This window comes from Shewanella subflava (genome assembly GCF_025971955.1).
Lineage (GTDB): Bacteria > Pseudomonadota > Gammaproteobacteria > Enterobacterales > Shewanellaceae > Shewanella > Shewanella subflava.
Genome location: NZ_JAPDMX010000003.1, coordinates 79,314 through 103,514 on the forward strand (window position 1 = coordinate 79,314; position 24,201 = coordinate 103,514).

General features: G+C 42.5%; 18 protein-coding genes. 11 read left to right on the forward strand and 7 right to left on the reverse strand.

Annotated features, from left to right (window positions below):
* Positions 1 to 49: 49 nt before the first annotated feature.
* Both OHT75_RS02455 and OHT75_RS02460 read right to left on the reverse strand, forming a co-directional pair.
* On the reverse strand, positions 50 to 940 hold the full coding sequence (locus OHT75_RS02455; protein WP_264724823.1) for an aldo/keto reductase: 891 nt from the start codon (positions 938 to 940) through the stop codon (positions 50 to 52).
* Between the two features lie 122 nt (positions 941 to 1,062).
* The gene (locus OHT75_RS02460) at positions 1,063 to 2,718 is read right to left on the reverse strand and encodes a mechanosensitive ion channel family protein (RefSeq protein ID WP_264724824.1); all 1,656 of its coding nucleotides are present in this window, start codon (positions 2,716 to 2,718) and stop codon (positions 1,063 to 1,065) included.
* A 487-nt stretch (positions 2,719 to 3,205) separates the two neighbouring features.
* Here OHT75_RS02460 and OHT75_RS02465 point away from each other — a divergent pair, with 487 nt between their 5' ends.
* Complete coding sequence (locus OHT75_RS02465) at positions 3,206 to 3,529, forward strand: hypothetical protein (RefSeq protein ID WP_264724825.1); 324 nt, start codon at positions 3,206 to 3,208, stop codon at positions 3,527 to 3,529.
* A 5-nt stretch (positions 3,530 to 3,534) separates the two neighbouring features.
* Here OHT75_RS02465 and OHT75_RS02470 read toward each other — a convergent pair whose 3' ends face one another.
* Positions 3,535 to 3,660, reverse strand: a complete 126-nt coding sequence (locus tag OHT75_RS02470) for a hypothetical protein (protein ID WP_261298844.1) — start codon at positions 3,658 to 3,660, stop codon at positions 3,535 to 3,537.
* Positions 3,661 to 3,873: 213 nt separating this feature from the next.
* Here OHT75_RS02470 and OHT75_RS02475 point away from each other — a divergent pair, with 213 nt between their 5' ends.
* The 6 genes from OHT75_RS02475 to rraB all read left to right on the forward strand — a co-directional run bounded on the left by OHT75_RS02475 (position 3,874) and on the right by rraB (position 8,549).
* Positions 3,874 to 4,167, forward strand: coding sequence for an ABC-type zinc uptake system zinc chaperone (locus OHT75_RS02475; protein WP_264724826.1), 294 nt, complete (start codon positions 3,874 to 3,876; stop codon positions 4,165 to 4,167).
* A 120-nt stretch (positions 4,168 to 4,287) separates the two neighbouring features.
* Positions 4,288 to 5,529 (forward strand): hypothetical protein, encoded by a 1,242-nt coding sequence (locus OHT75_RS02480; protein ID WP_264724828.1) that lies wholly within the window; start codon positions 4,288 to 4,290, stop codon positions 5,527 to 5,529.
* Entirely contained in the window at positions 5,513 to 6,421 is a 909-nt protein-coding gene (locus OHT75_RS02485) for a metal ABC transporter solute-binding protein, Zn/Mn family (RefSeq protein ID WP_264724829.1), read from the forward strand. Before OHT75_RS02480 ends, OHT75_RS02485 begins: the two co-directional genes overlap by 17 nt.
* A gap of 3 nt (positions 6,422 to 6,424) precedes the next feature.
* Positions 6,425 to 7,207: a metal ABC transporter permease gene (locus OHT75_RS02490; RefSeq protein WP_264724830.1), complete on the forward strand. Its 783-nt coding sequence runs from the start codon at positions 6,425 to 6,427 to the stop codon at positions 7,205 to 7,207.
* A gap of 142 nt (positions 7,208 to 7,349) precedes the next feature.
* Positions 7,350 to 8,084: a 1-acylglycerol-3-phosphate O-acyltransferase gene (locus tag OHT75_RS02495; RefSeq protein WP_264724832.1), complete on the forward strand. Its 735-nt coding sequence runs from the start codon at positions 7,350 to 7,352 to the stop codon at positions 8,082 to 8,084.
* A gap of 54 nt (positions 8,085 to 8,138) precedes the next feature.
* Positions 8,139 to 8,549 carry a ribonuclease E inhibitor RraB gene (gene rraB, locus OHT75_RS02500; protein ID WP_264724833.1) on the forward strand — a complete coding sequence of 137 codons (411 nt, stop codon included), beginning with the start codon at positions 8,139 to 8,141 and terminating at the stop codon, positions 8,547 to 8,549.
* A 282-nt stretch (positions 8,550 to 8,831) separates the two neighbouring features.
* On the opposite strand, the gene OHT75_RS02505 is transcribed toward rraB, so the two are convergent.
* Positions 8,832 to 9,797 (reverse strand): sensor domain-containing diguanylate cyclase, encoded by a 966-nt coding sequence (locus OHT75_RS02505; protein ID WP_264724834.1) that lies wholly within the window; start codon positions 9,795 to 9,797, stop codon positions 8,832 to 8,834.
* Positions 9,798 to 9,815: 18 nt separating this feature from the next.
* On the reverse strand, positions 9,816 to 10,811 hold the full coding sequence (locus OHT75_RS02510) for a response regulator (protein WP_264724835.1): 996 nt from the start codon (positions 10,809 to 10,811) through the stop codon (positions 9,816 to 9,818).
* 382 nt (positions 10,812 to 11,193) lie between these two features.
* On the opposite strand from OHT75_RS02510, the gene OHT75_RS02515 reads away from it, so the two are divergent.
* Positions 11,194 to 12,000: a crotonase/enoyl-CoA hydratase family protein gene (locus OHT75_RS02515; protein ID WP_264724836.1), complete on the forward strand. Its 807-nt coding sequence runs from the start codon at positions 11,194 to 11,196 to the stop codon at positions 11,998 to 12,000.
* A gap of 71 nt (positions 12,001 to 12,071) precedes the next feature.
* Here OHT75_RS02515 and OHT75_RS02520 read toward each other — a convergent pair whose 3' ends face one another.
* Together OHT75_RS02520 and rapA are read right to left on the reverse strand one after the other, a co-directional pair.
* Positions 12,072 to 13,004, reverse strand: coding sequence for an alpha/beta hydrolase family protein (locus tag OHT75_RS02520; RefSeq protein ID WP_264724837.1), 933 nt, complete (start codon positions 13,002 to 13,004; stop codon positions 12,072 to 12,074).
* Positions 13,005 to 13,092: 88 nt separating this feature from the next.
* A complete protein-coding gene (rapA, locus tag OHT75_RS02525) occupies positions 13,093 to 15,996 on the reverse strand; it encodes an RNA polymerase-associated protein RapA (RefSeq protein WP_264724838.1) in 2,904 nt (967 codons plus the stop codon).
* Positions 15,997 to 16,296: 300 nt separating this feature from the next.
* On the opposite strand from rapA, the gene OHT75_RS02530 reads away from it, so the two are divergent.
* The 3 genes from OHT75_RS02530 to OHT75_RS02540 all read left to right on the forward strand — a co-directional run bounded on the left by OHT75_RS02530 (position 16,297) and on the right by OHT75_RS02540 (position 24,146).
* A complete protein-coding gene (locus OHT75_RS02530) occupies positions 16,297 to 17,691 on the forward strand; it encodes a PhoH family protein (RefSeq protein ID WP_264724839.1) in 1,395 nt (464 codons plus the stop codon).
* 275 nt (positions 17,692 to 17,966) lie between these two features.
* Positions 17,967 to 21,674, forward strand: a complete 3,708-nt coding sequence (locus OHT75_RS02535; RefSeq protein ID WP_264724840.1) for a response regulator — start codon at positions 17,967 to 17,969, stop codon at positions 21,672 to 21,674.
* A 69-nt stretch (positions 21,675 to 21,743) separates the two neighbouring features.
* On the forward strand, positions 21,744 to 24,146 hold the full coding sequence (locus OHT75_RS02540) for a zinc-dependent metalloprotease (protein ID WP_264724841.1): 2,403 nt from the start codon (positions 21,744 to 21,746) through the stop codon (positions 24,144 to 24,146).
* The last annotated feature ends 55 nt before the right edge of the window (positions 24,147 to 24,201 follow it).

The following is a 24,201-nucleotide window of genomic DNA, read 5'->3' on the forward strand; positions in this document are numbered from 1 at the left end:
ATTAAAAAAGCCCCCTATTGAGAATATCGGTAGGGGGCTTTTTATTGAATTAAGGCACACTGTGTCCCGTTGAAGCTTGCCAAATACTAAACCACTGTTGTTTATCTAGGGTGATGTTGATTGAGTCTACGGCTGCACGAATACGATCAATATTACCACTACCAATAATTGGCACAGGCTGACTGGGTAACATTCTTACCCAAGCATAAATGACTTGGCTAATATCTTTAGCGCCAACCTGTTCTGCGATTAAGGTTAAGCAGTTTCTCAACCTTAGGGCTTGCTCTGTTTGAGCATGGAATAACTCGCCGCCACCCAAACATGACCACGCCATAGGTCTAATGCCTAATCGTTGGCACTGATCTAACACGCCATCATGGATGTGCGTTAAACATTGCACTGAAATTTCAACCTGATTGGTGATAAGCGGGGCATCTAATCTTGACTGTAATAAATCAAATTGTTGTGGTAGAAAGTTAGACACTCCAAAATGCTTTACTTTACCTTGGCTGTTTAATTGAAAAAAAGCTTCTGCAACCTCATCAGCTTGCATCAATGGATCGGGACGATGGATCAAAAGTGCGTCTAAATAATCGGTATTCAGTGAGGTTAACGAGCGTTCAACACTGGTAATGATATGTTGTTTGCTAGTGTCGTAATGGTTTACATAACGATTATCTAAGCCACCAAACATGGGTTTAATGCCACATTTGCTGATAATCTGCATTTTATCGCGTAGTTTTGGTGCTAAAGATAACGCTTCACCAAATAATGATTCACATTCATATACACCGTAAATATCGGCGTGATCCATACTTGTCACGCCTAATTCCAGATATTGTTCTATCAATGCCAGACGTTGTTGAACATTCATATTCCAAGCATTTATCCGCCAAAATCCAGCGACGAAATTTGAGAATTCAAAATGAGAGACTGTCATGCTTTATCCTAACGTGAGTCGCTTAATAAAGAACGCACCCAATAAAAATGGGTGCAAATTATCTATGTTGTGTCTTAGTCTAATGGGGAGAAATATGACCCCCCTATTGAAGTTAACTCAGTCTATTTTTGATAAATGTGTACATCACGTTGCGGGAATGGAATGCTAATGCCTTCAGCATCAAAGCGCATTTTCACGGAGCGGGTGATATCCCAATATACATCCCAATAATCATCCGGTTTAACCCAAGGTCTAACAATAAAGTCGACAGAAGATTCACCTAACGTGTGCAGTTTTACAATCGGCTCCGGCGTGGCTTGTACTTTAGGGTGTTGCGCAACAATGTCCTTCAAAATGGTTTCTGCATGCTCAATGTTGTCGCTATAGCTGATACCGAAAACCAAATCCACACGGCGTTGATGTTCCGCGGTAATATTATTGATGGTATCGCCCCAAATTTTATTGTTAGGCACAATCAGACGTTGGTTATCTAAGGTTTTAATTGTGGTAGACACTAAGCTCATGTGACTTACTCGGCCAGTGACGCCGGCTGCATTGATTAAATCACCCACATCGAATGGTCGATAAATAAGGATCATCATGCCAGATGCAAAGTTAGATAACGTATCTTGTAATGCAAATCCAATAATCACACCTGCAATACCAAAACCGGCTAATAGTGGCCCCAATTCAAACCCAAGTTGAGATAATGCGACTAATAAACCAATGGCAAATATGGCTTTACTCGATAGAGAAATAAAGAAATCTTGTAATAACTGGCTAAACTTTAGTTTTGACGAGCTCACCGCTTTGGTGGCGATACGTGTCACTACCTTGGCAACGAGACTGCTTAAGAAAATGATTAAGGTAAATACCACGATTTTAAATGTCACACTTGGGCCATTATCTAACGCTTGATCTTTAGCCACACTCATCCATTCTTCAATGAGGCTTGAAGCTACATTAAAGTTCAGAACATCTTGGGTGATATCACCTGATACACTGAATAAGGTTTGTTTTATATGTGCAGTGTCGATTTGTAACTGGTCTAGCAGTTCAGCCGCAATTGATAAACTGGTGCTGTTTTGCTTAAGGCGTTCTTTTAAATTGGTTACCCGCAGTTTTTGATCAGCACTGATGTCTTTGCCTGCTGCGGTGGCTTCAGCAACAGCATTTTGTAATTCATTTTGGGTGTAAGTCACTAGGCTTTGCAGTTTATCCGCACGAATGATTAACCTTTGACGTAATGCCTGCTTGATATTGCTGACATCAATATTAACCTTTTCAGCCCAATTGATAGTTTGTAACTCTGCTTTAAGGTAATGATCGCGCTCAAATTCACGGGCAGATACTTGTAATAATATTGCTTCGTCATCACTTGAATTTGTCACTGAACTTTTGAGGCGAGTAATATCGTTATTGAGGTAATCACCGACTTTGTCTAAAAACGCGAGTTGCGATTGTACTAACGGGGTGACAAAGGGGTAATCAATATTTTCAGCATTGACTAACTCATCTATCAAGCTACGTAGTTCTATGGTTTTGTTTTTAATTCGATATTCTGCAATAGATTTAATCTCACCTTTTGATTGAGGCAATAAATTAACATCTTCTTGGATCATTGCTGTTAATGATGCAATTTTCTGCTGGATTTCAGCACTGACGTGTGAAGCCTGCTCAGTCGTTTGTACTGGTGTGGTAGGGGTTTCAGCGTTGACGTTACTTGCCCCGAAAAGGCAGGCTAGGGTTAAGCCTAGCGTCAGAACCATTTTACACATATCGATTTTTCCTGTGAGTCGTCTGGAATTTAAGCAGATTTTATAGATAAGAGACTAGCGCGTGTTTATCTTTGTTTATTTTTTCTGTTGAGCGATTAAATGACTTTAGGCAAGGCGGATAATTGCTGGCATAGCTGCCCTACGATAAGATTATCCAACGCAGTATAAAGTCATTTTAGCCTCACCCCTAAGGGCAGTGGTTATTTCCAGCCATTCTGGCTACAAATTCACTTATTTAGCGGGCTAAACGGCGTTCATTTGTGATTGCCTGGCAGAAAATAGCCTAGTGCATAATTTATCAACAAAGATAAACACGCCCTAATAGGAATAATCATAAAGTGTTTGTATTGCATTACCAATAAGCTTTTGGCATTAACGCGAAGTTTAACTCATAATAGGCCACAGGAGCAGGCGATTTATCAAATCAGTACTCACGCATTTTTTGTGTACGCCATGTTCATTTGATTTTTTAACTAAAGGATTCAATATGTTATTGCAGTGTGCTTTTTGTCATAAAAGCTTTTCGGTGGCAAAGGTAACTCAAACCCGGGGCAAAGGAATCGGGGCGCAAATTCAGTGCCCTAAATGTCAAGCTTGGTTGGGACGACACAAAAGCCTGACTGCAGGAAAAATTGCGGGATTTTATCTCGCAGCATTTGCTGGGCTGGCGGGATATTTTATGGATAACATGATGCACATTGTTACCCCAACAATAATCTTATCAGTGATTTTGGTCGGGGTAATGCACATCATGGATCATTTAATTTTGATTGAGCCGCCAGAAGATGTCGTCTCGTCACATGATGTATAACAGGATCAGGAAATAACCTGCTCTTGGCTTGCTAAGGATGCTTCAACCCAATAAATGCCGCCTAGCACCACAACACCAATGACAATCATGGTGATGATAATGCCAATATTTTCACGTAGAAAGTTAGCCATGGTCAGTCCTCGTCCTTACAAATAAACAGAATATGCTGCAATTTTACGGAGATGAGCTTAAGTTTATCTTAAATTATGGCTAACTTTGGCCGAATTGTCTGTGGCCGCACAAAATCTGTTAAAAAGTGATTTGTAACAATCTAGAGGTTGCTTTTTTTGGCGTGTCTTCTAAAATTGTGGCACTAATTCCACCACATCTGATCAGGTATATCTGTGAGATTGAGCATTCAGTTGAAGCAACATATCGCAATTTGGCTTTGTGCCATATTGTTGGTATTGGCTTTTACTGCGTCAAATCACAGTGCCCAACATCATAAAGATGGTGTTAATGCTCATCACTGTACCTTGTGTTTTCATCAGCACCAGCTGAATAAAACCCTTACTTCATTTTCTTTTTCTATCCCGGTTCAAAAGCAACAGTATCAATCGAATATTGATATTTTTTCTGAGTTTGAATCCGTCAGTCTGTTTTATTACCACAGCCGTGCCCCTCCTTTAGCCTCGTAAACCCACTGAAAATTGTTATTGATTATTTTATTAAATCGTCAGCAAGGTTTGCTTTGACGATCGTGAGTTTATGCTTTTTAGCACCGTTTAAATCGGTTGAGCTAAAACGTAGGAGTATGTATGTCTGTTTTAAAAACACCTTTATCGTTAGTTTCTGTTGGCTGTGCAATGGTTTCAGCGTCGGTATTCTCCCAAGATTCAAGTTTAACTAACCCCAATATCAGTGCAGTGTTAGATGGTTATTATCAATCGGGTGATAGAGGCTTAGAGGGGCGCGGCGAAGGTTTCGGACTTGGCGAGACTGAATTAGCGATTAGCGCCAATATCGATGATATGTTTTATGGCAAAATGACTGCCATTCTTGCTGTCCATGATAGTGATACCGAAGTCGAGCTAGAAGAAGCCTTTATTCAAACTATGGGCATAGGTGCCGGTTTTGATATCCGCGCGGGTCGCTTTTTATCTGATGTGGGTTACTTGAACAACCAGCACCCACACACAGATGCCTTTGTTGATCGTCCTGGTGCTTACCGAGCCTTTATGGGGGGCCATTACTTTGATGATGGTGTGCGCTTAACCTATGTTGCGCCAACAGAATTATTCTGGACCATGGGCTTAGAGGCATTTAAAGGCAATAAAATGCGTGCAGCTGAAGTGGCTGAAGAGCATGACGAACATGACGAGCACGGCATCGAAGAAGAACATGTTGAGCGTGATTACAAAACGATTGGTGTTTATTCTGCTTTCACAAAATTAGGTGGTGATATTGGCGCATCTAGCTCTTGGCAGTTAGGTTTAAGTTATTTACGTAACGAAAACGGTATGGGTTTCATTGAAGAAGAACATGATGATGAGCCACATATTGCAGAAGAGCACGATCACAGCGGTCACAACCATAATGCTGCTTACTCGGGTGAAAATACCTATATTGCCGATTTCGTCTATAAGTGGGCACCTAATGGTAACTACAAATATCAACACTTAACATTAAGTGGTGAATATTTCCGCGTGACTGATATTTTCTCATTTGAAGAACACGACCACGATATTTTAAGCACTGAAAAAAGTGATGATTATCATCAAGGTTGGTATGTCAGTGGTGTGTATCAGTTTACACCTCATTGGTCTGCAGGTTTACGTTATGGCGAAGTGGATACCCATGAAGTGCATGGCGAACACTTAGATGCACAAAAACTGAAGGAAACGGAATTGAGCTTGGCGTGGCATCACAGTCATTTCTCTACTGTGCGTTTACAGTATACTAACCAGAAAGGAACTAACTTTGATGGTTTCGAAGATGACAACATCATCACCCTTCAATATGTTATGGCATTAGGAGCTCACGGTGCGCATCAATTCTAAACTGATAAAGGCCGTCGCGGGATTGGCAGCATTAGTTTGCTCAACTGCGGCCTATGCCGAATTAAACGTGTTTGCCTGTGAGCCAGAATATGCCTCATTAGTCAAATCATTAGCGCCAGAGGCTGATGTGTATTCAGCAACAACAGCGATGCAAGATCCACATCAAGTGCAGGCTCGCCCAAGTTTGATTGCTAAAATGCGTCAGGCGGATTTGGTGGTTTGTGCCGGTGCAGATTTAGAAATTGGCTGGCTGCCTATGTTGCAAATGAAAGCATCAAATAGCAAGGTTCGTTCAACTGACGAAGGGCTATTTTATGCCGCCGAGCATACTGAAACTTTAGATCAACTCGACAATGTTGATCGGTCGATGGGGGATGTGCACGCCAAAGGTAATCCTCATTTACATTTTGACCCAACTAAACTGCTTGAGGTTGCCAAAGGTCTATCGGCGAAATTAATCCAACTCGATCCACAAAACAAACCCCAATATGAGGCAGCATTTAACGAATTTAGCGAGCAATGGCAGGCTAAAATCCCACAATGGCAAGCGCTTGCTAAACCATTACAAGGTAAAAAAGTCATTGGTTACCATTCAAGTTTCCGTTATTTGTTTAACTGGACTGGCATTGAGCAAGTGGCCGACTTAGAGCCCAAACCGGGTTTAGCACCTACCAGTAGCCATTTAGCCACGCTTTTAGCGCGAGCTGAAAAAGGTGATGTGATGGCAATTGTGGTCGCTTCGTATCATGACGATAGAGGGGCTCAATGGTTAGGTGAGCGTGCCAATTTGCCTGTGCTAATGTTGCCAATGTCTGTGGGCGGTAACGAGCAAAGCACCGATTTAATTAGTCTTTACGATAACGTGTTGGTGCTATTGAACGGAGTGCAATAGCCTATGTTTGATATTGAGCTAGTCTCTATCCTGTTACCTGCCTTTGTGGCAGGTTTACTGGTGCTATCTACCCATGTGGTATTAGGTCAGCAAGTGTTAAAGCGTGGCATTATCTTTATTGATTTGGCCATTGCACAGGTTGCAGCATTGGGCGCTATTGTGTCGCACATTGACCATGATATAGAGCAGTTGCCTTTTTCACATGTGTGGATGCCAGCGTTATTTGCGTTAGCAGGTGCAGGGGTAATTGCTTGGATGGCAACTAAGTTTAAAGGTGAGCTTGAAGCATTTATTGGCTGTTTTTATGTGTTGAGTGCAGTGGGCGCTATGTTGTTATTGGCGAATGACCCCCACGGCGCTGAATTGTTAAAGCAGTTGATGTCGGGGCAAATTCTATGGGTGAGTTGGTCGCAATTATTGTTACCAGCCATAGTTTCTGCGTTGATTTTAGTGGCCATAGCCATTAAACCGAATTTGCTAGATGGGATCAGCTTTTATTTTTTATTTGCTATGGTCATCACCTTATCGGTTGAGTTAGTTGGCGTATATTTAGTCTTTAGTACGTTAATTTTACCTGCATTAGCCTTAAACAAATACCTGGGTAAAGCTAAGTTAGCGCTTGCCTATGGTGTCGGAGTGATAGGGTATATCTTTGGTCTGGCATTGTCGGCAAGTTACGATCTCCCCAGTGGCGCAGCTATTGTTGCGACGCTAGCGATAAGTGCTTTCCTGTTTAGATCAGCTATTTCACGTGTCAATCAGTCCAACGCTACGGTAATACGTTAGATTACAAGTCAGCAATGTTCGTAGGCGAAATCGGCATGTTTATGCGGTTTCGCCTTTTTCAGCTTACACATGTATGCAAAATTGATTGAGTCAATTTGCTGCCCTCGTTATACTGTCGCCAATTCATCTGCAGGAGTCTGTTGTGCTGCTAATCGCTCGTTCGTTAATACTTGGCATACTATTGTTTTTAGCTTTTGTTTTCGCAATGGTTTTATGTATCGTCCGCCCTATGCATCGTGACAATGTTCATGTGATTGCTAAAATTTTTGCCTCAGTATCACCAGTGCTTGGTATCAAGGTTATTACCCGTTATGTACAACCTGATGTGGTTAATCAGCAAAACATTTACTTGGGTAATCACCAGAACAATTTTGATTTATTCACCCAAACTTCAGCGGTACCCAAAGCCACTGTGAGTTTAGGCAAAAAAAGTTTGGCGTGGATGCCGTTGTTTGGCCAAATTTACTGGCTGACAGGTAATATTCTCATCGATCGTAAAAATCGTTCTAGTGCATTTGACACCATGGCTAAAACGGTGAAAAAAATGCAACAAAAATTACTTTCAGTGTGGATTTTTCCTGAGGGTACGCGTTCTCGTGGGCGCGGCTTATTACCGCTTAAAGTCGGCGCATTTCATACCGCCATTGCCGCTCAAGTGCCAGTTGTGCCTGTATTAGCGTCATGTCAAAAGCACATTAAAATGAATCGGTGGGACAATGGTGTGGTGATTGTTGAAATGATGGCCCCCATAGCAACGCAAGGCTTAGATAAAAACGATGCGAAAACGTTTGCGAGTCAAGTGCACGGTATTATGGCAAAGCGTTATGAAGAGCTAAATCAGGAAGCCGCAGCATTAATGGCTAAACCTAGCGTGTAAGATAAAGTATAATAATTAGATTCATTTTTATTGTTACGTTATTCGGAGTATTTCATGTCTATCGAGCGTCAGTTAAAAGAGCAGTTAGCCGAAAACCGCGAAATTGTTGAAGCCCTTATTGCTGATGGTTCTGAACCTGATGCTGAATACACCATTGAGCATCATTTTTCATCAAGCAACTTTGACCGTTTAGAGAAAGCGGCTGTAGATGCCTTTAAACTTGGTTTTGAAGTCAATGATGCGGAAGAAATGGAATTAGATGATGGTGAGATTATTTTCTGTTTTGATGCGATTGCGTATCATAAATTAGAAGTGCCTCTGCTAGATAAAGCCTGTGAGCAGCTGCTCGCGCTTGCAGCAAAGCAAAAAGTGGATTATGACGGTTGGGGAACATATTTTATCGGCGATGCTGAAGGTGACGATGAAGATGACGAATATGATGAAGACAGTGCGCAAATGCACTAACGCTATCGCAACCGGTAGCAGAATATAGTCGATATAAAAAAACCACTCTACGAGTGGTTTTTTAGTTTACAGAACCTCAATTCTGATGAAGAGATGGGCTCAAAAAGCACAACTCAACAGTTTGAGCTTATTTTGTAGCAAACTTGTCATTTGTTTTGAAAACAAGGCGCATGACCACGTCAATAGCGGGCCTATCGCGCGTTCATGAAACGCAGTTAGCAAGACAAAGGGCTGCTTGGTAAGCGTTTATTAGCTCGAGTTGAGGTTACATATCAAGTCGATTTAGCTTGGTTCTGTAAACACAACACTTTGATTGCGCCCATTTTGTTTGGCTTGGTATAAGGCTTTATCCGCGCCAGATAACCACACAGAACTATTCTCACTGTTGGGCTTTATTTCATTTATTCCTAAGCTTACTGTGACTTTAATGATGCGGTTATCACAAATAACTTCAGATGCTTCAATTTTCTTTCGTAATCGCTCGGTAAAATACAAGGCATCTGTATCACCTGTTTTAGACAGCACAATAGCAAATTCTTCACCGCCATAACGCCCAGCGCAATCTGTTTCCCTGAGTGATTGCTTTAACAAGTGAGCAATGTGTTGAATAACTTTGTCACCCGCTGGGTGGCCATATTTATCATTTATCTGTTTGAAGTTATCGATATCGATCATGATTAAAGAAGCTTGATCTTGATAACGAGCAAAGCGTTCAAACTCCCGCTCCATGCAGACTTGCCAATGTCGACGGTTATGCAATTGAGTTAAGCCATCGGTTTGGCTTAATTCTTCAAGCTGTTCATTCATCGCTTTAAGCTGCAATTTGTTCACCGCAATGTCACTGACATCATAAACTATAATGCTGATGTGGGTGATGCTGCCTGTGAGTGATGCTAAAGGAAGCAAGGTTATGTTTTGGTACATAAAATCAGCTCGCCCAGTAATTGGACGATAGTTTTTAAATTTAAACACGTAGGGGCGTTGTTCCCAACTGATAAAGGTACGATTTTTGAGTAAAAAAACTGATTCCATTTTTTGCTTTAGCCAGTCTGCAGGGATGTCAGGCAACGCGGTGAACAGGTTTTTCCCTTTGATGGAATTAGGCGAAATACCGCTATGGTTTTCCATAAAGCCATTCCACAATTGGATGTTGTAATTACGATCAAGCACTATCAAACCCACTTCAATGGTTTGCACCATATCGATAAGCCAGTGAAGTTCATTCATCGCATCTAGATCATTTGACATATTCGCAATATCCAATCTTTAATCGAGAAGATAGCCAAGCTTAAAGTTAAGCGTGGGTATCGAATCTTCGGTAAACAAAAGTAGCAAGTCGCATTGGATGTTGTAATCTTCAATACGGTAATTAATTTCCATGGCAAGGGTACGATGCCATTTTTCAGAACTGGCATGAATAAGATCGTTCACAGTACAGTGCTGCCCTAATACCACCGGATGACTTTGGCTGAATTTCATATCCAGCTGCTCCGATATGCCACTTAAAAAGGCGCCAATAAGCACGTTACCTGTATCAATTAGCACTTCTACTTCGGAATGGGTTTCTTCTGTGCTATTAATTTTCATAAGCTTGGCCATATCGGCAAAACTCGAATCATGAAAGAGTAACAAGGCTTCACCAGCAACACCTGCACCAATAAACCCTTGGCACAAAGCCGAAATCGTGGATGATTCTTCGGTTGCTTTTAGCGCCATGGTCAGTTCACTGACCTCCAATACATTAACATTTGGAATAGGCAATACCACAAACACATCAAGCAACTTAGCAAGGAGATCTGCCGCACGTCCCATCGCCACGTTGGCAATTTCCTGACAGGCATCCCTCAGGTCAACTTTGACCATAGGTTGCGCATCGGCTTCGACACCTTGTGTGAGGGTTAATATGCCATATTCTTGCAATATATTGCTGATGGCATCTGCGCTGACGGGTTTTTGAATAAAATCTAAAGCCCCTAAGGCTTTTACGCGCTCGTGGGCTTTAATTTGAATATCACCTGACACCACAATAATCAGTGCGGGTAAATCTTGTTGTTGAACGGTTTCAAGTACTTCATAACCGTCCATGACGGGCATGTTTAAATCGAGAAATACAATCTCACCTTTTCCCGCTCGAATGGCGTCAAGGCCTTCAGCGCCATTAGTGGCAAATGTCACTTCCACATCCCAATCTTTTGGGAGCGTGCGTGCCATTTGTTTTCTGGCTAATGCTGAGTCATCACATATTAATACGGGAATTGTCATCTTGACTTGTTGTCCTTATTTCGCCCCAGATAAAGAAGATACTGCTGTATAAGAGCCACCAGTAACACTCTTTGGGCGTTCATTTATTATTATAAGACGTTTTTATCTTATCTTTTATTCTAGGATACTCATCAATAACATGCGAAATTAATCTGATTTTCATGTTAAATATGATTGATATAGGCATCCAAACTTGGATTTGTCGAGCGCTTTACTTTCATCAATCTCATTTTACCAGAGGCGATATGCTGAGTTTGTGATTGTAACAGCATGGAATGCCATTAAATTGACTGTGGTCAATTAGTCGACATGTTATAACTATTAGCAAAATACAACAAACATGTTAGTCTAAAATCTGGACTGACCAGTAAGGAAATGTTTCATGACAACGGAATTAGTGACGCTCGATATTCGCGATGATATTGCCTATGTGTGTTTAAATCGGCCAGAAAAAATGAATGCGCTTAACTATGCAATGTTTGTGGCTATAGATAAAACGATCAAACGAATTGCTCACAATCGCAATCTTAAAGCCGTTATTCTGTCGGGCGCCGAAGGTAATTTTAGTTCTGGTTTAGATGTTAAAAGTTTAGCCAATGACCCCATTAAAGGCATTCCGCTGTTGTTCAAATGGTTACCGGGTAATGCCAATTTAGCGCAACGAGTATCGGTGGGTTGGCAGCGTTTACCTGTGCCGGTGATAGCGGTTTTGCAAGGCTGTTGTTATGGCGGCGGTATGCAAATCGCGCTGGGTGCCGATGTGAGAATTGCCGAGCCTGCGACTAAATTATCCATTATGGAAGCTAAATGGGGCTTATTACCTGATATGGGCGGTCTTGCCAGCTTAAGGCAGATAATGCCCAAAGATAAAGCGCTGCACTTAACCTATACCGCGCAAGTTTTAGAAAGTGATCAAGCGTTAAATTTGGGACTAGTGTCAGAAGTAGTAGATGATGCCATGCTACGTGCTAAGGCACTTGCTGAGCAATATAAGCTGACATCGCCCGATGCTATAGCTGCGATAAAACACAGTATTAATCGCAGTTGGAGTAGTTCTATTAGACAGTTATTAAGCCGTGAGTCATTAAGCCAAATCAAAGTCTTGCTAGGTAAAAATCGCGTGATTGCTGCGATACGCCAAACTAAAGATCCTAAAAAATCTTACCGTCCAAGACAAGGTTGGTGGTAATAGCGCGCAAGTCAAAGTATGGTCAAGTCTAAGCCCGCCTGATTTATTAACCAGCAAACAACGAAGCAGTATTATTGATTGATAACGCGTTTAGCAAATCCTTCTATGCGCGTTAAAGCCTCTTCCCAACCACCTGAGTTGTCTAAGTCTAAACTTAAATGGTATTGGCTATAGTATTTAACCGGTTTGGCACTGTTATATTGCTTGCGGATAGGCGCATATTCTAATGCCAGTGGATTAGCATCATTAGATATTAAATCCAGAATTGGCACTGACATCATCATCAATTGTTCGGCTATTGGTTTACGTTGCGCTGATTTCTCAATCAGTTGTTCATACTCTCGATAAGGATTCACCAGAATAAGTAAATCAGGAACAGGGATTTTTTTATCAAAAAGCAGGTGCGTAATCATGCCTGCACTGTCGTCAAACGCAATCAGCATCCTAGCTCCTGGGTAGGGTTGACCTAGGGGAGTGAGTTGATTGAGCGCTTCGGTTAAATTCGCTTGCTGAAAGTTTCTCAGTTCAAGTAACTGTTCGGAATTATATTTAGGTACAGCTTGGTTTGCCGTTAAGGTCAGTTGAGCGTCTCCGGCTTGTTTGATTTGTTCACTTTCGGTTATAAAGTTAGGACGATATAGCCCTTTTGGTGGGGTTAAGCTGAGCGTTGCCCAGCCTTTAGCATTTAATTGATGGCGCAAAAAACCGCTAAGCCCCATGCTTTGAGCTTGGGTATCAGATGCGCCAACAATAACGGCTAAGCCAAGTTGTTGTTTGCCGCTCCACGATCTTAATAAAACTTCTGCGGATTTGCCGTCTAAGGTGATGGTTTGAATTTCAGAGGCTGGAATTGGGGAAAAATCAATCTGCGCCAACACTAAACTTGGCATGAAGCAAAGACTCAATAATAAACGCTGTAAAGTACGTAATGGACGCAAGTTAACCTCGTCGCGACAATCGCTGTGGCATTGATAATCTTGGTTATCAATTGTTTGTGCAATCAATCATAGCGTAATCTAATAAAAAAATAAGCACATGCCCGTTAATCAGTCATGTGCTTATTGTTATTAGCAGCCCCTCGGTTTGAAGCTGTTATACGTGGCTGACTAATACCATACGGATCGCATCAAGTTGTAGCTGACTATCATCAATATAGCTATTTAGCTCATTGATTTGATTGCGAATGTAATCTAATTCAGCATCACGAATGTTGGGGTTAACCGCTTTAAGTGCTTCAAGGCGGTTTAACTCAGCCCCTAATTGATGGCTCATTTTATTTTTAGCCGAAGCAACTAACTCTGATAACGCTGTTTGTGCGTGGGTTTCACCATGGGCAAATAACGGGTGTAATATCGGTTGCGAGGCATTGACTAATTTACTGGCAATATGGCGATTAACCGCACTGAGCTGCTTATCAAAACTTTGATAATCGACTTTGTCTGACATGCTATTGCCGTTTTTGTCCAACAAAATACGGATAGGTGTGGGTGGCATATAACGATAAAGCTGGGTTGATTTAGGTGCTGAAGCATCGGCCATGTAGATAAGTTCTAAGAATAACGTGCCCGCGGGTAAGGCTTTGTTTTTCAATATCGCGACGCTTGTGGTGCCGGTTTCTGAACCTGTGATCAAATCTAGGCCAGTTTGCACAATAGGATGCTCTTGCGAGATAAACGCAATGTCATCACGCGATAATGCGGTGTCGCGATCAAATGTGACCGTTACACCATCTTCAGGCAAGCCGGGATAAGTGGGATAAAGCATGTGCTCACTTGGACGTAATACGATGGTATTTTCACCACTGTCTTCTTGATCAACCCCTATGATGTCCCATAAGCGAATAACACTACCGATTAAATCTGTGCTGCTGTCATTATCTGCCAGGCGTTTTATCAATGCATTGGCACGTTCGCCGCCATGCGAGTTGATTTCTAATAGCTTATCGCGACCTTGTTCCATCGCGTGCTTCAGCTGTTTATATTGTTGTTGGGTATGATTAAGCAGTAAAGTTAATGCTTGCTCATCATCATTGGCCAAAACCTGTGTTAGTTCTTCAGCAAATTGATTAAACAATACGTGTCCACTAGGGCAGGTTAGCTCGAATGAGTTCAAACCATCATGATACCAACGCATTAAACGCTCTTGTGCCGTACCTGCTAAGTAAGGTAAATGAATTTGAATATCATTTTTTTGGCCAATACGGTCTAAACGGCCAATACGCTGCTCAAGTAAATCAGGATTGAGTGGTAAATCAAATAACACTAAGTGGCTGGCAAACTGGAAGTTACGACCTTCAGAGCCAATCTCAGAACATATCAGTGCCTGTGCGCCGCCTTCTTCTTGTGCAAAGTAAGCGCCCGCTTTATCACGCTCGATAATCGACATACCTTCGTGGAACACCGTGGCTTGAATGCCTTCGCGGGTGCGCAAGGCTTCTTCAAGGCTCAATGCCGTTTCTGCTAAGCTAGCGATGATCAGTACTTTTTTACTGCGGTGACTTTTGAGAAAATCAATTAACCAGTCTACGCGTGGATCAAATTTCCACCATGAACTGTCATTCTCAAAAGCCTGATAAAGTTTTTCTGGGCTTAATGCCTGCAAAGCTTTGGCTTCAGGTGTTTTGGCTCCGCCCATCATGTCGTTGACGCGCTGAGCGGTAACGTATTGTTCGGGCATTGTTTGTGGGTAAGCATTAAAATGACGCTGGGGGAAACCTTTTACCGACGCACGACTGTTACGATATAGCACTCGGCCAGTACCATGGCGGTCTAACAATTCTTGCAATAATTCATCGCGGGCTTCTTGTTGTTGAGTGGCATCAACCTCGCTAGCTTGGATCAAACGAATATTAGGCTCGATATCTTTTTCTGATAGCAGCTCAGTTAAGCTATTGATGGCTTCTTGAGTTAACTTACCTTGCGAAGCTAATGCATGTGCGGCATCGGCAACATCTTTATAGCTATCTTCTTCTTTTAAAAATGCGTCGTAATCATAGAAACGATCTGGGTCAAGTAAACGCAAGCGGGCAAAGTGGCTTTGATGACCTAGCTGATCAGGCGTGGCGGTTAACAGCAGCACACCAGGGACGACTTCGCTGAGGGCTTCGACGATTTTATAAGCACGGCTAGGCGCATCTTCAGACCACTCTAAATGATGCGCTTCATCGACTACCAATAAATCCCAGTCGGCATCTAATGCTTGATCAAGGCGTTTCTTTTTACGTAATAGTTCAAGCGAGCAAATAACAAGTTGCTCAGTGTAAAAAGGGTTGTCGTTATCAGCATAGGCTTCAACACAACGGTCTTCATCAAATACAGAAAAACGTAAATTAAAGCGGCGTAGCATTTCAACTAACCACTGATGCCTTAAGGTATCAGGAACAATCACGAGTATACGTTCTGCTCGGCCAGTTAGCAGTTGTTGGTGGATAATTAATCCGGCTTCAATGGTTTTACCTAAACCCACTTCATCGGCGAGTAATACACGTGGTGCGTAACGACGGCCAACTTCATGGGCAATCCATTGTTGGTGAGCAATTAAACCAACGCGCGGGCCTTGTAATCCCAGTAAATCTGAGGTGGCAAGTTTATGACGCAGTAATTGGCACTGATAACGCACACCAAAACGTTCTAAACGATCGATTTGCCCTGCAAACAGGCGATCTTGTGGTTTATTGAAACGAATATTATGGCTTAATAATGTTTCCCTCAAACTCACCTTTTCTTGGGTTTCACTGTGGATCCCGTGATAAACGATAATTTGATTTTTTTCTTCTACTTCTTCAACCGTGAGCTGCCAACCGTCACCACTTTCAATAGTATCACCAGGATTAAAAATCACCCTAGTCAGTGGAGCATCAGTACGGGAGAACATGCGGTTCTCGCCTGTTGCAGGAAATAATAATGTGACCATACGGCCTTCAACTTGCACAACAGTGCCTAATCCAAGTTCTGACTCGGTATCACTGATCCAGCGTTGACCTAAAGCAAACGGCATTTTTAATTCTCATGTTTGAAGCGGGGAAACAAAAAGGGGGCGTATATTATCTTAAACCCATCCAGATTTAAAATTTTAGCACTTAATTAAGTGGATATTTTCAAATTATCGACATAAGTGTCATAGGGATGTCATTAAGCCTCCATATAAATGTCATGTCACCGCAAACAAATAGTTGAGCTTTTGCTAAGCCACTGCCATATTTAGAGGGTGATGTTTACTAAATGCTCAGCCAGAATGGCACTTTAAAAGGTCATTATTTAGCAGGTGAATTTGATAAATCAGCACAGCGGAGGCGCCATGGAACAAAACGACAGAAAGTTGTTTGTATTGGATACCAACGTGTTACTGCATGAACCATTAGCGATATATTCGTTTAAGGAACATGACGTAATCGTCCCTATGACCGTATTAGAAGAACTTGATAGCATAAAAGATCGAAAACGCGATGTAAGCCGAGATGCACGTGTAGCGATAAGAGCCTTAGAGGATATTTTAGGCGGCTCAACCACTCCAGAACAGATTATTCAAGGCGTACCTTTACCCAGTAGAGAGGGCCATTTAGACGTATCGGGCAGTTTATCCATTTTCCCTGACCATCAAATTGACTTCACCATGGGCGCGCTGCCCGGAGACAATAACGATAACCGTATTATCAATACCGCACTTTATCTTCAAAAGCAGCATCATCCCCGTACTGTTGTGTTAGTCACTAAAGATATCAACATGCGCCTCAAAGCCAAAGGAGCGGGTATTGAGCGAGTTGAAGATTACCGTACCGATCAACTTATTGATGATATTCGTTTTCTTGCTAAAGGCTTTTATCAGTTCGACGGTGATTTTTGGAGTCAGGTTGATAAAGTCTCAACCGACAGAGTTGGCCGTCATACGGTTCATCAAGTCCCCTTAGAGCATTTAGGAAAAGAGCCATTTTACATAAACCAGTATTTGATCGATGAATCATCTGATTTTTGTGGCAGAGTTGCTGCCAAAAATGATACCCAGCTGGATATTATCGATCGCGGCCGTGAACGCTTAATGCACCATGAAGCATGGGGAATTAAGCCCAAAAATATCTATCAAGGTATGGCCTTAGATGCATTGCTAGACCCAGATATTGAATTGATTATTTTAACCGGTCCAGCAGGATGCGGTAAAACCCTACTTGCAATGGCCTCAGCACTTGAATTAGTGATTGAGAAAAAACGCTACGATAAAATTATTGTAACCAGAAATACCCCAGAGATTGCCGAATCAATCGGTTTTTTACCTGGCACCGAAGAGGAGAAAATGGCTCCTTGGTTAGCGGCTATCACCGACACATTAGAAGTGCTGCATAAAAACGATGTTAATCCAACGGGTAGCGTGAATTACATCATGGAAAAAGCCAATATTCAGTTTAAATCGATTAATTTTATGCGGGGTCGTTCTATTCAAAACGCTGTGGTCATTTTGGATGAATGCCAAAACCTAACCGCGTCGCAGATAAAGACCATGATCACTCGAATGGGGGAAGGGACAAAGTTAATCTGTAGTGGTAACTTAGCCCAAATTGATACCACTTATTTAACGGCAGTCACATCAGGACTTACTTACATTGTTGAGCGATTTAAAGATTTTGAAGGCAGTGCCAATGTGTATTTAAATGGCGTTGTACGTTCTCGCCTAGCAGAATTTGCTGAAGAGCATCTTTAACCTAAAACTCATTTCAACTTAACAAGGTTCAAACTATTAAATAAAGGCTACAATAACCCCTGTAGCCTTTTTTTATGCTGAATATTGTCGTTTGCGCTTGCATAGCTTGATATGGCGCTATTTAATCGAATGAGATTGATATTAAAGCGTGTGATTGCGACTATGTTCCTGATATTATGAACCTTGTATTAATTTATTGCGTGCGTGATAACCTACTCTGATATTACGCCGACACCTGCTCCTGAATAAAAAGGCGCTGTCGCAAAGGGTATGGAATGAAACCAACAGAGCCAGATTTACAGCTAAAATCACCTATTCAACGTAACTATAACCGCGCGGTTTTTTACACTTACATTGGTGTAATTGTTATGTCACTAATTTCTGCTGCCATTTTTTATGAACGTCAGAAAGAAGTACAAATAGAACAGCGTGAAGATCAGGTTGCCCGGCACGTTTTACAAATCGATTTATTACTGGAATCCAGTATTCGTGCGGTTAAAAGCTTGCGGGATGTTGCCATTGATCATCTGCGTTTAGGTGAGCAAGTACGTAAAGATCGCCTGCCTCAATATGAAAAATTCAACGCCGATGGCCAATACTTCAGTCTAGAACCTAACTATGTAAAAAGCGGTGAACCCTTTACCAATATGGGACGCATTACTGGCATGGGCTCGCTTGATGGCCGCAGCGAACAGTTTTACCAAGAACTCGAAATGCTTTTTGAGTTATCGTTATCCTTCCCTGTTGCAAAAGAAGCCGCGCCCAAAGCCTCGTCAATTTATTATGTTTCTAAGCGCAAAATGATGTCTTATTTTCCTTGGAGTAATAATGATCAACGTTTTAAAGAAGAACAATTAAACAAACAACAGTTTCAATTAGCGACCCCAAAACTCAATCCCCAGCGCAATGCGTTTTGGAGTCCAGCCTACGTTGATGCGGGTCAGCAGGGATTATTAACCACCTTGGGCTTACCGGTTTATCTTGAAGATGATTTTATCGGCACCATTAATCTGGACATGACCTTGGCGTCACTCGCGAAACAAATCCGCACGTATTTCAAAATGCCAGGGACAGTGATCCTGTTGGATCAGCAAAATAATATTTTATCCCATAGCGATTTTGACTCTAATGAAATGAATCGGGTCTACCACATTAGTCAACGTATTCCAGCGGAATTACATTCATTGTCTGAGTCAGAATTGTTTGACGCCCATGAAGGTATTTTACGCAATGGCCATTATATTCACTCGGTGGCATTGCATAATGCCCCTTGGCGCTTGCTGTATATTCAAGAAGAAGGCGCACTATTTAAAGACTCGTGGGAAAAGCTTCAGCTGACGTTTATTTTAGTCGTTTTAGCACTGTCAGTGTTGGTGACCATAGTGCATTGGCAAACCCGCCGCGCTTTTGTTAGTCCAGCATCAAGGCTATTAACCCATTTGGAAGCGTGTTCACAATCGCCTTTAGCACCACCAGAAAAAATGAGCCCAGGGTGGGAGCCATGGTTTTTACTGGTGAGCCGCATTTTTGAAGAGAATCAGCAATATACTCGCCATTTGGCTGAGCAAAACAAGCGCCTTGATAACTTAGTGGCTAGCCGCACTCAAAGGCTACGCGACACCACTGAACGTCGCGAACGAGAATTTGCGTTATTAAGGTCGTTGATTGACTCTCTACCAGAAGCGATTGTTTTTAAAGATAAAGAAGGTAAGTATCTTGGGTGTAATAAGTCTGCCGAGCGCATGTTAGGCGTGAATGAAAGCGACATTATTGGCTTAACCACAGGTGACTTTACCAGCCCAGAACAAGGTAAACGTATTCTGGCAGAAGATAAAAAAATCTTAGATGATAAAAACTCTATGCAGTACAAAGAACGCATTGAAATTGCGGGCAAACCAGTATTGCTCGATGCGTTCAAATTACCCTTCTACAACCGCCGTAATGAGTTACTTGGATTAATTTCAATTTGGCGAGACATCACTCGCGAATACGAATCTGCCGAACAATTACGTTTGTCAGAAGAGCGTTACCACATGGCGATGGATGCGGTTGAAGATGGTTTATGGGATTGGTACATAGATTCAGAGCAAATTATTTGTAACCCTGCATTTTACTCGATGCTAGGCTATGCGCCCAATGAGTTTCCTGCACTATTATCCTCAATTGATGGCTTAACCCATCCCGATGACAGAGACCGAGTGCAAGAATACCGTAGCCAGTATTTGCTGGACCCTACGGATGCCTATGAAATTGAATTCAGAATGAAAGGCAAACTCGGTGAATACCATTGGCTATTGTCACGTGGGCGTGCGGTAGAGTTTTCTGACTCTGGCCAAACTAAGCGTATGCTTGGCACACACAAAGACATTACACGTCAAAAGAGTAACGAAGTTGCCTTGCTTGAAGCCAAGCAAGACGCGGAATTAGCCAACATGTACAAGAGTGAATTTTTGGCGAACATGAGCCATGAAATTCGTACCCCCATGAATGCGATTATTGGCATGTTACAGTTAGCCCAGCGCACCAGTTTGACTCCGCAGCAAGAGGATTACCTCAGTAAAGCGGGATTCTCAGCGCAGTCTTTATTGCGGATCATTAATGACATTCTCGATTTCTCTAAAATTGAAGCCGGTAAATTAGAGTTAGAGCGGGTCGCATTCCCGTTAGATAAAGTGCTTGATCATGTATTAGATATGAATGCCATTAAAGCTCAGGAGCGTGGTGTCGAATTATTACTCTATGCACCCGTAACAGCAGGGCTTATTTTAAATGGCGATCCACTGCGTTTGGGTCAGGTGTTAGTTAACTTATTGTCTAATGCGGTTAAATTTACTCAAAATGGTGAGATTGAGCTCGGTTGTGAAGATGTTGGTGAGCGTGACCATCGCATCACATTGAAGTTTTGGGTCAGAGACACAGGCATTGGTATTAGCAAAGAGCAGCAGTCTAAATTGTTTGATGCGTTTTCACAGGCCGATGGTTCAACGACTCGAAAATACGGCGGTACAGGTTTAGGTTTATCCATCAGTAAACATCTTGTGTCTATGATGGGTGGCACTATGCAAGTGGAGTCTGAAATCAACCAGGGCAGTACTTTTAGCTTTACCATTAGTTTTGAAATTGCCGAAGAAAACATCGTCGAGCCATTGGTGGTACCCGAGCAGTTGAATAATTTAACCACATTAGTGGTGGATGATAACCCAAGTGCATTGCAGATTTACTCTGCGTTGATGAAAGATTTCAGTTTTGGCGTGCGTACCGCATCCAGTGGCCAACAAGCGTTAGATTGTTTAGCAAAACAGCCAGTTGATTTAATTTTGTTAGATTGGATGATGCCTGAAATGGGCGGATTAGAAATGCTAACCAAAGTCGATGAAATGGTGGCGGATGGTCGATTATCTAAACGGCCAATCATTATTCTGATGACCGCATACAGTGCTGAGCCTTTAGCCGACGATGTTGCTGATAGAAACATCCACGCGATATTACAGAAGCCTTTTAAAGCCTCCGCGTTGTTTGATGAAATTATCAGTGCCTTTGCAAAAGAGCCAAAACTGAATGTGCAGTCTGTGCCGAAAGAAGATGTGCAAGAGCAGCAATCGGGATTGGTTTTATTGGTTGAAGATAACTTTATTAACCAACAAGTGGCATCTGAGTTATTAAAAAGTGCGGGTTATGAAGTGGTTATGGCTGATAACGGCCAAATTGCCTTAGATTTGATTGATACCCGACCATTCGATGCCGTGTTAATGGATATACAAATGCCGGTGATGGACGGATTAACAGCATCGAAAGAATTGCGTAAACGCTACAGTGCGCAGCAAATGCCGATTATTGCCATGACAGCCCATGCGATGTCAGGCGACCGCGAAAAAAGTTTGGCAGCGGGCATGAATGCGCACATTACCAAACCGATAGTGTTAAATGAGTTATTTGACACCTTATCTTATTGGATTGAATATAAAAACAATAATAAAGCCTAATGATCTTTTTGTGTTATGCGTAATGGATGGCATTGTGATTTAGGCTAGAATCAAAACAAGGATTAGCACATGAAACCTCGTCAGCTCTCTTTGGCAATACTCTTGGCCATCAGCCCTGTATTGTCGCTATCAACATTATCGACTCAAGCTATCGCAGCTGAAAGCGCCGAAAAAGTGATAAAAAACAGTCAAGCTGCCGAAGGTTTTATTAATCTTTATTATGACAATGTTGAAGGCCAGCTCTATTTACAGGCCAATAAGCTGAACCAGCCTTTTTTATTGTTAACCAGTTTACCCCATGGTGTGGGCTCAAATGATATCGGCTTAGACAGAGGGCAGTTGGGGCGCACCCGAATGGTGCAGTTTGAGCAACATGGTCCTTATATCGTTTTAAAACAACTTAATACTTATTTTAGAGCCAGTAGCGATAATCAAGCTGAACAGCAATCCGTTAAGCAGGCTTTTGCTGAATCCATTTTATGGCGTGGTAAATTGCTTCAAGGTAAAGCCGCATTAGTGTCGATTAACGACTTAGTGATTAATGACTTACATGGTGTGTCCGATGTTTTAGCATCGACAAAGCAAGGGGCGTATACACTTGATTCACAGCGCTCAGTTATCATGCCTGAGCAAGTCAAATCATTTGCCCGAAATGCGGATATCGACGTTAATCTTACTTTTACTGCCCAGCAGCCTGGGCAGCAAGTTGCTGAAGTCACCCCCGATGCCAAGTTTATGTCCGTCAGGATGCGTTACTCGTTTGTCGCGTTGCCTGAGGCTGGTTACCAACCACGTGCTTATCATCCGATGAGCGGTTACCTATCTGATGAACATTTAGACTATTCGACCCAAGTCGATGAGCCAATCGTGCAGCGCTATTTATTGCGTCATCGCCTTGAAAAAGTCACCCCCGGTGATGCTCCAAGTGAAGTCATAAAACCGATTACTTATTATCTCGATCCTGGCGTACCAGAACCCATTAGAACGGCACTTTTAGATGGCGCACGCTGGTGGGAAGACGCGTTTAATGATGCAGGGTTTATTAATGGTTTTAAGGTGGAAATGTTACCCGAAGATGCCGACCCGCAGGATATTCGCTATAACATGATCCAATGGGTGCATCGTGCCACACGGGGGTGGTCATACGGTTCGGCAATTACCGACCCACGAACGGGCGAAATCATTAAAGGTCATGTTACCCTCGGCAGTTTGCGCGTCAGACAAGATCATCTCATTGCCCGTGGATTAACCGCTGACTGGCCAGATAGAGAAGCGGCCGCCGATGCGGCAATGGCATTATCATTAGCGCGCATTCGCCAGTTATCAGCCCATGAAGTAGGCCATACGCTGGGTTTTGACCATAATTTTGCCGCATCAACCAATGAAAATGCATCCGTTATGGATTACCCACATCCCTACGTGCGTTTGGAAAATAACGCGATCGCAATAGATTCGCCTTACACCGAGGGTATTGGTGAATGGGATAAATATACGGTGGCGTTTGGTTATGGCCCGCAGGCTAATCAGGACAATTTGCTTAATTTGGCCATGAGTAAAGGCTACCGTTATATTGGCGAAACTGACTCGCGTGACGCCAGTGCTAGCCATGTTTACGCCAGCCTTTGGGATAATGGCAGTGATGCAGTTGCTGAGTTATTGCGTTTAGAAACTGTGCGTCGACATGCCATTGAACAATTTAATGCTCAGGCCCTATTAAAAGATGAGCCAAAGGGTGAACTTGCCGATGTCTTTGTGCCTATGTATTTACTCACCCGCTATCAAGTTGAGGCGGCTGCCAAATGGTTGGGGGGAACGGATTATAGTTACCAACAATTAGGTGCAGGGTTAAGTTGGCATTATGCCGCCCCAGCAAAACAGTTTGCGGCGTTGGAGGCATTACTTGCTAGTTTATCTGCTCAGAGTTTAGCTGTTCCGGCTAATGTCATAACCGCCTTAGTACCTAAAGCGGGCAATTATCGTAAAAGCCGTGAAAGTTTTAACGGCAATACTGGTGTGGTCGCCGATGAATTAGGTATGGCAGAAGTGATGAGCCGTCATATCGTTAGCCAAATATTAGCGCCGCAGCGTTTAAACCGCATTAACCAAGGGTTTATGCACGATGCTGAACAGCTTTCTGTCGTAAGCCTGTTGGATAAATTGATTGGTGCGACGGTTTATCAAGACCTTAATAGAGGCGCAACATTAGGCATTAAGCTGCGGGTGAATGCTGTGGTGATTGAAGGGATATTAAAGGCTTATCATGATAGTCAAACCGCCCCCGAAGTGAAGGCGCAATTGCTGGCTAAACTTGAATTTACCTTAAAACAGCTTAAACGTCGAAGTACTCGTGCTAGCGAATATCAGGCAGCCCACTATGATTGGCTATATGCGGGCATAGAAAAAGGTCTGCAAACACCTGAGTTTAAAATGATAGCTGAACCTTTGGCTATGCCACCAGGTTCGCCAATTTAACATTTTAGGCTCACACTATCTTTGGCTATCAAAATGGATATAACAAAACCGAGTC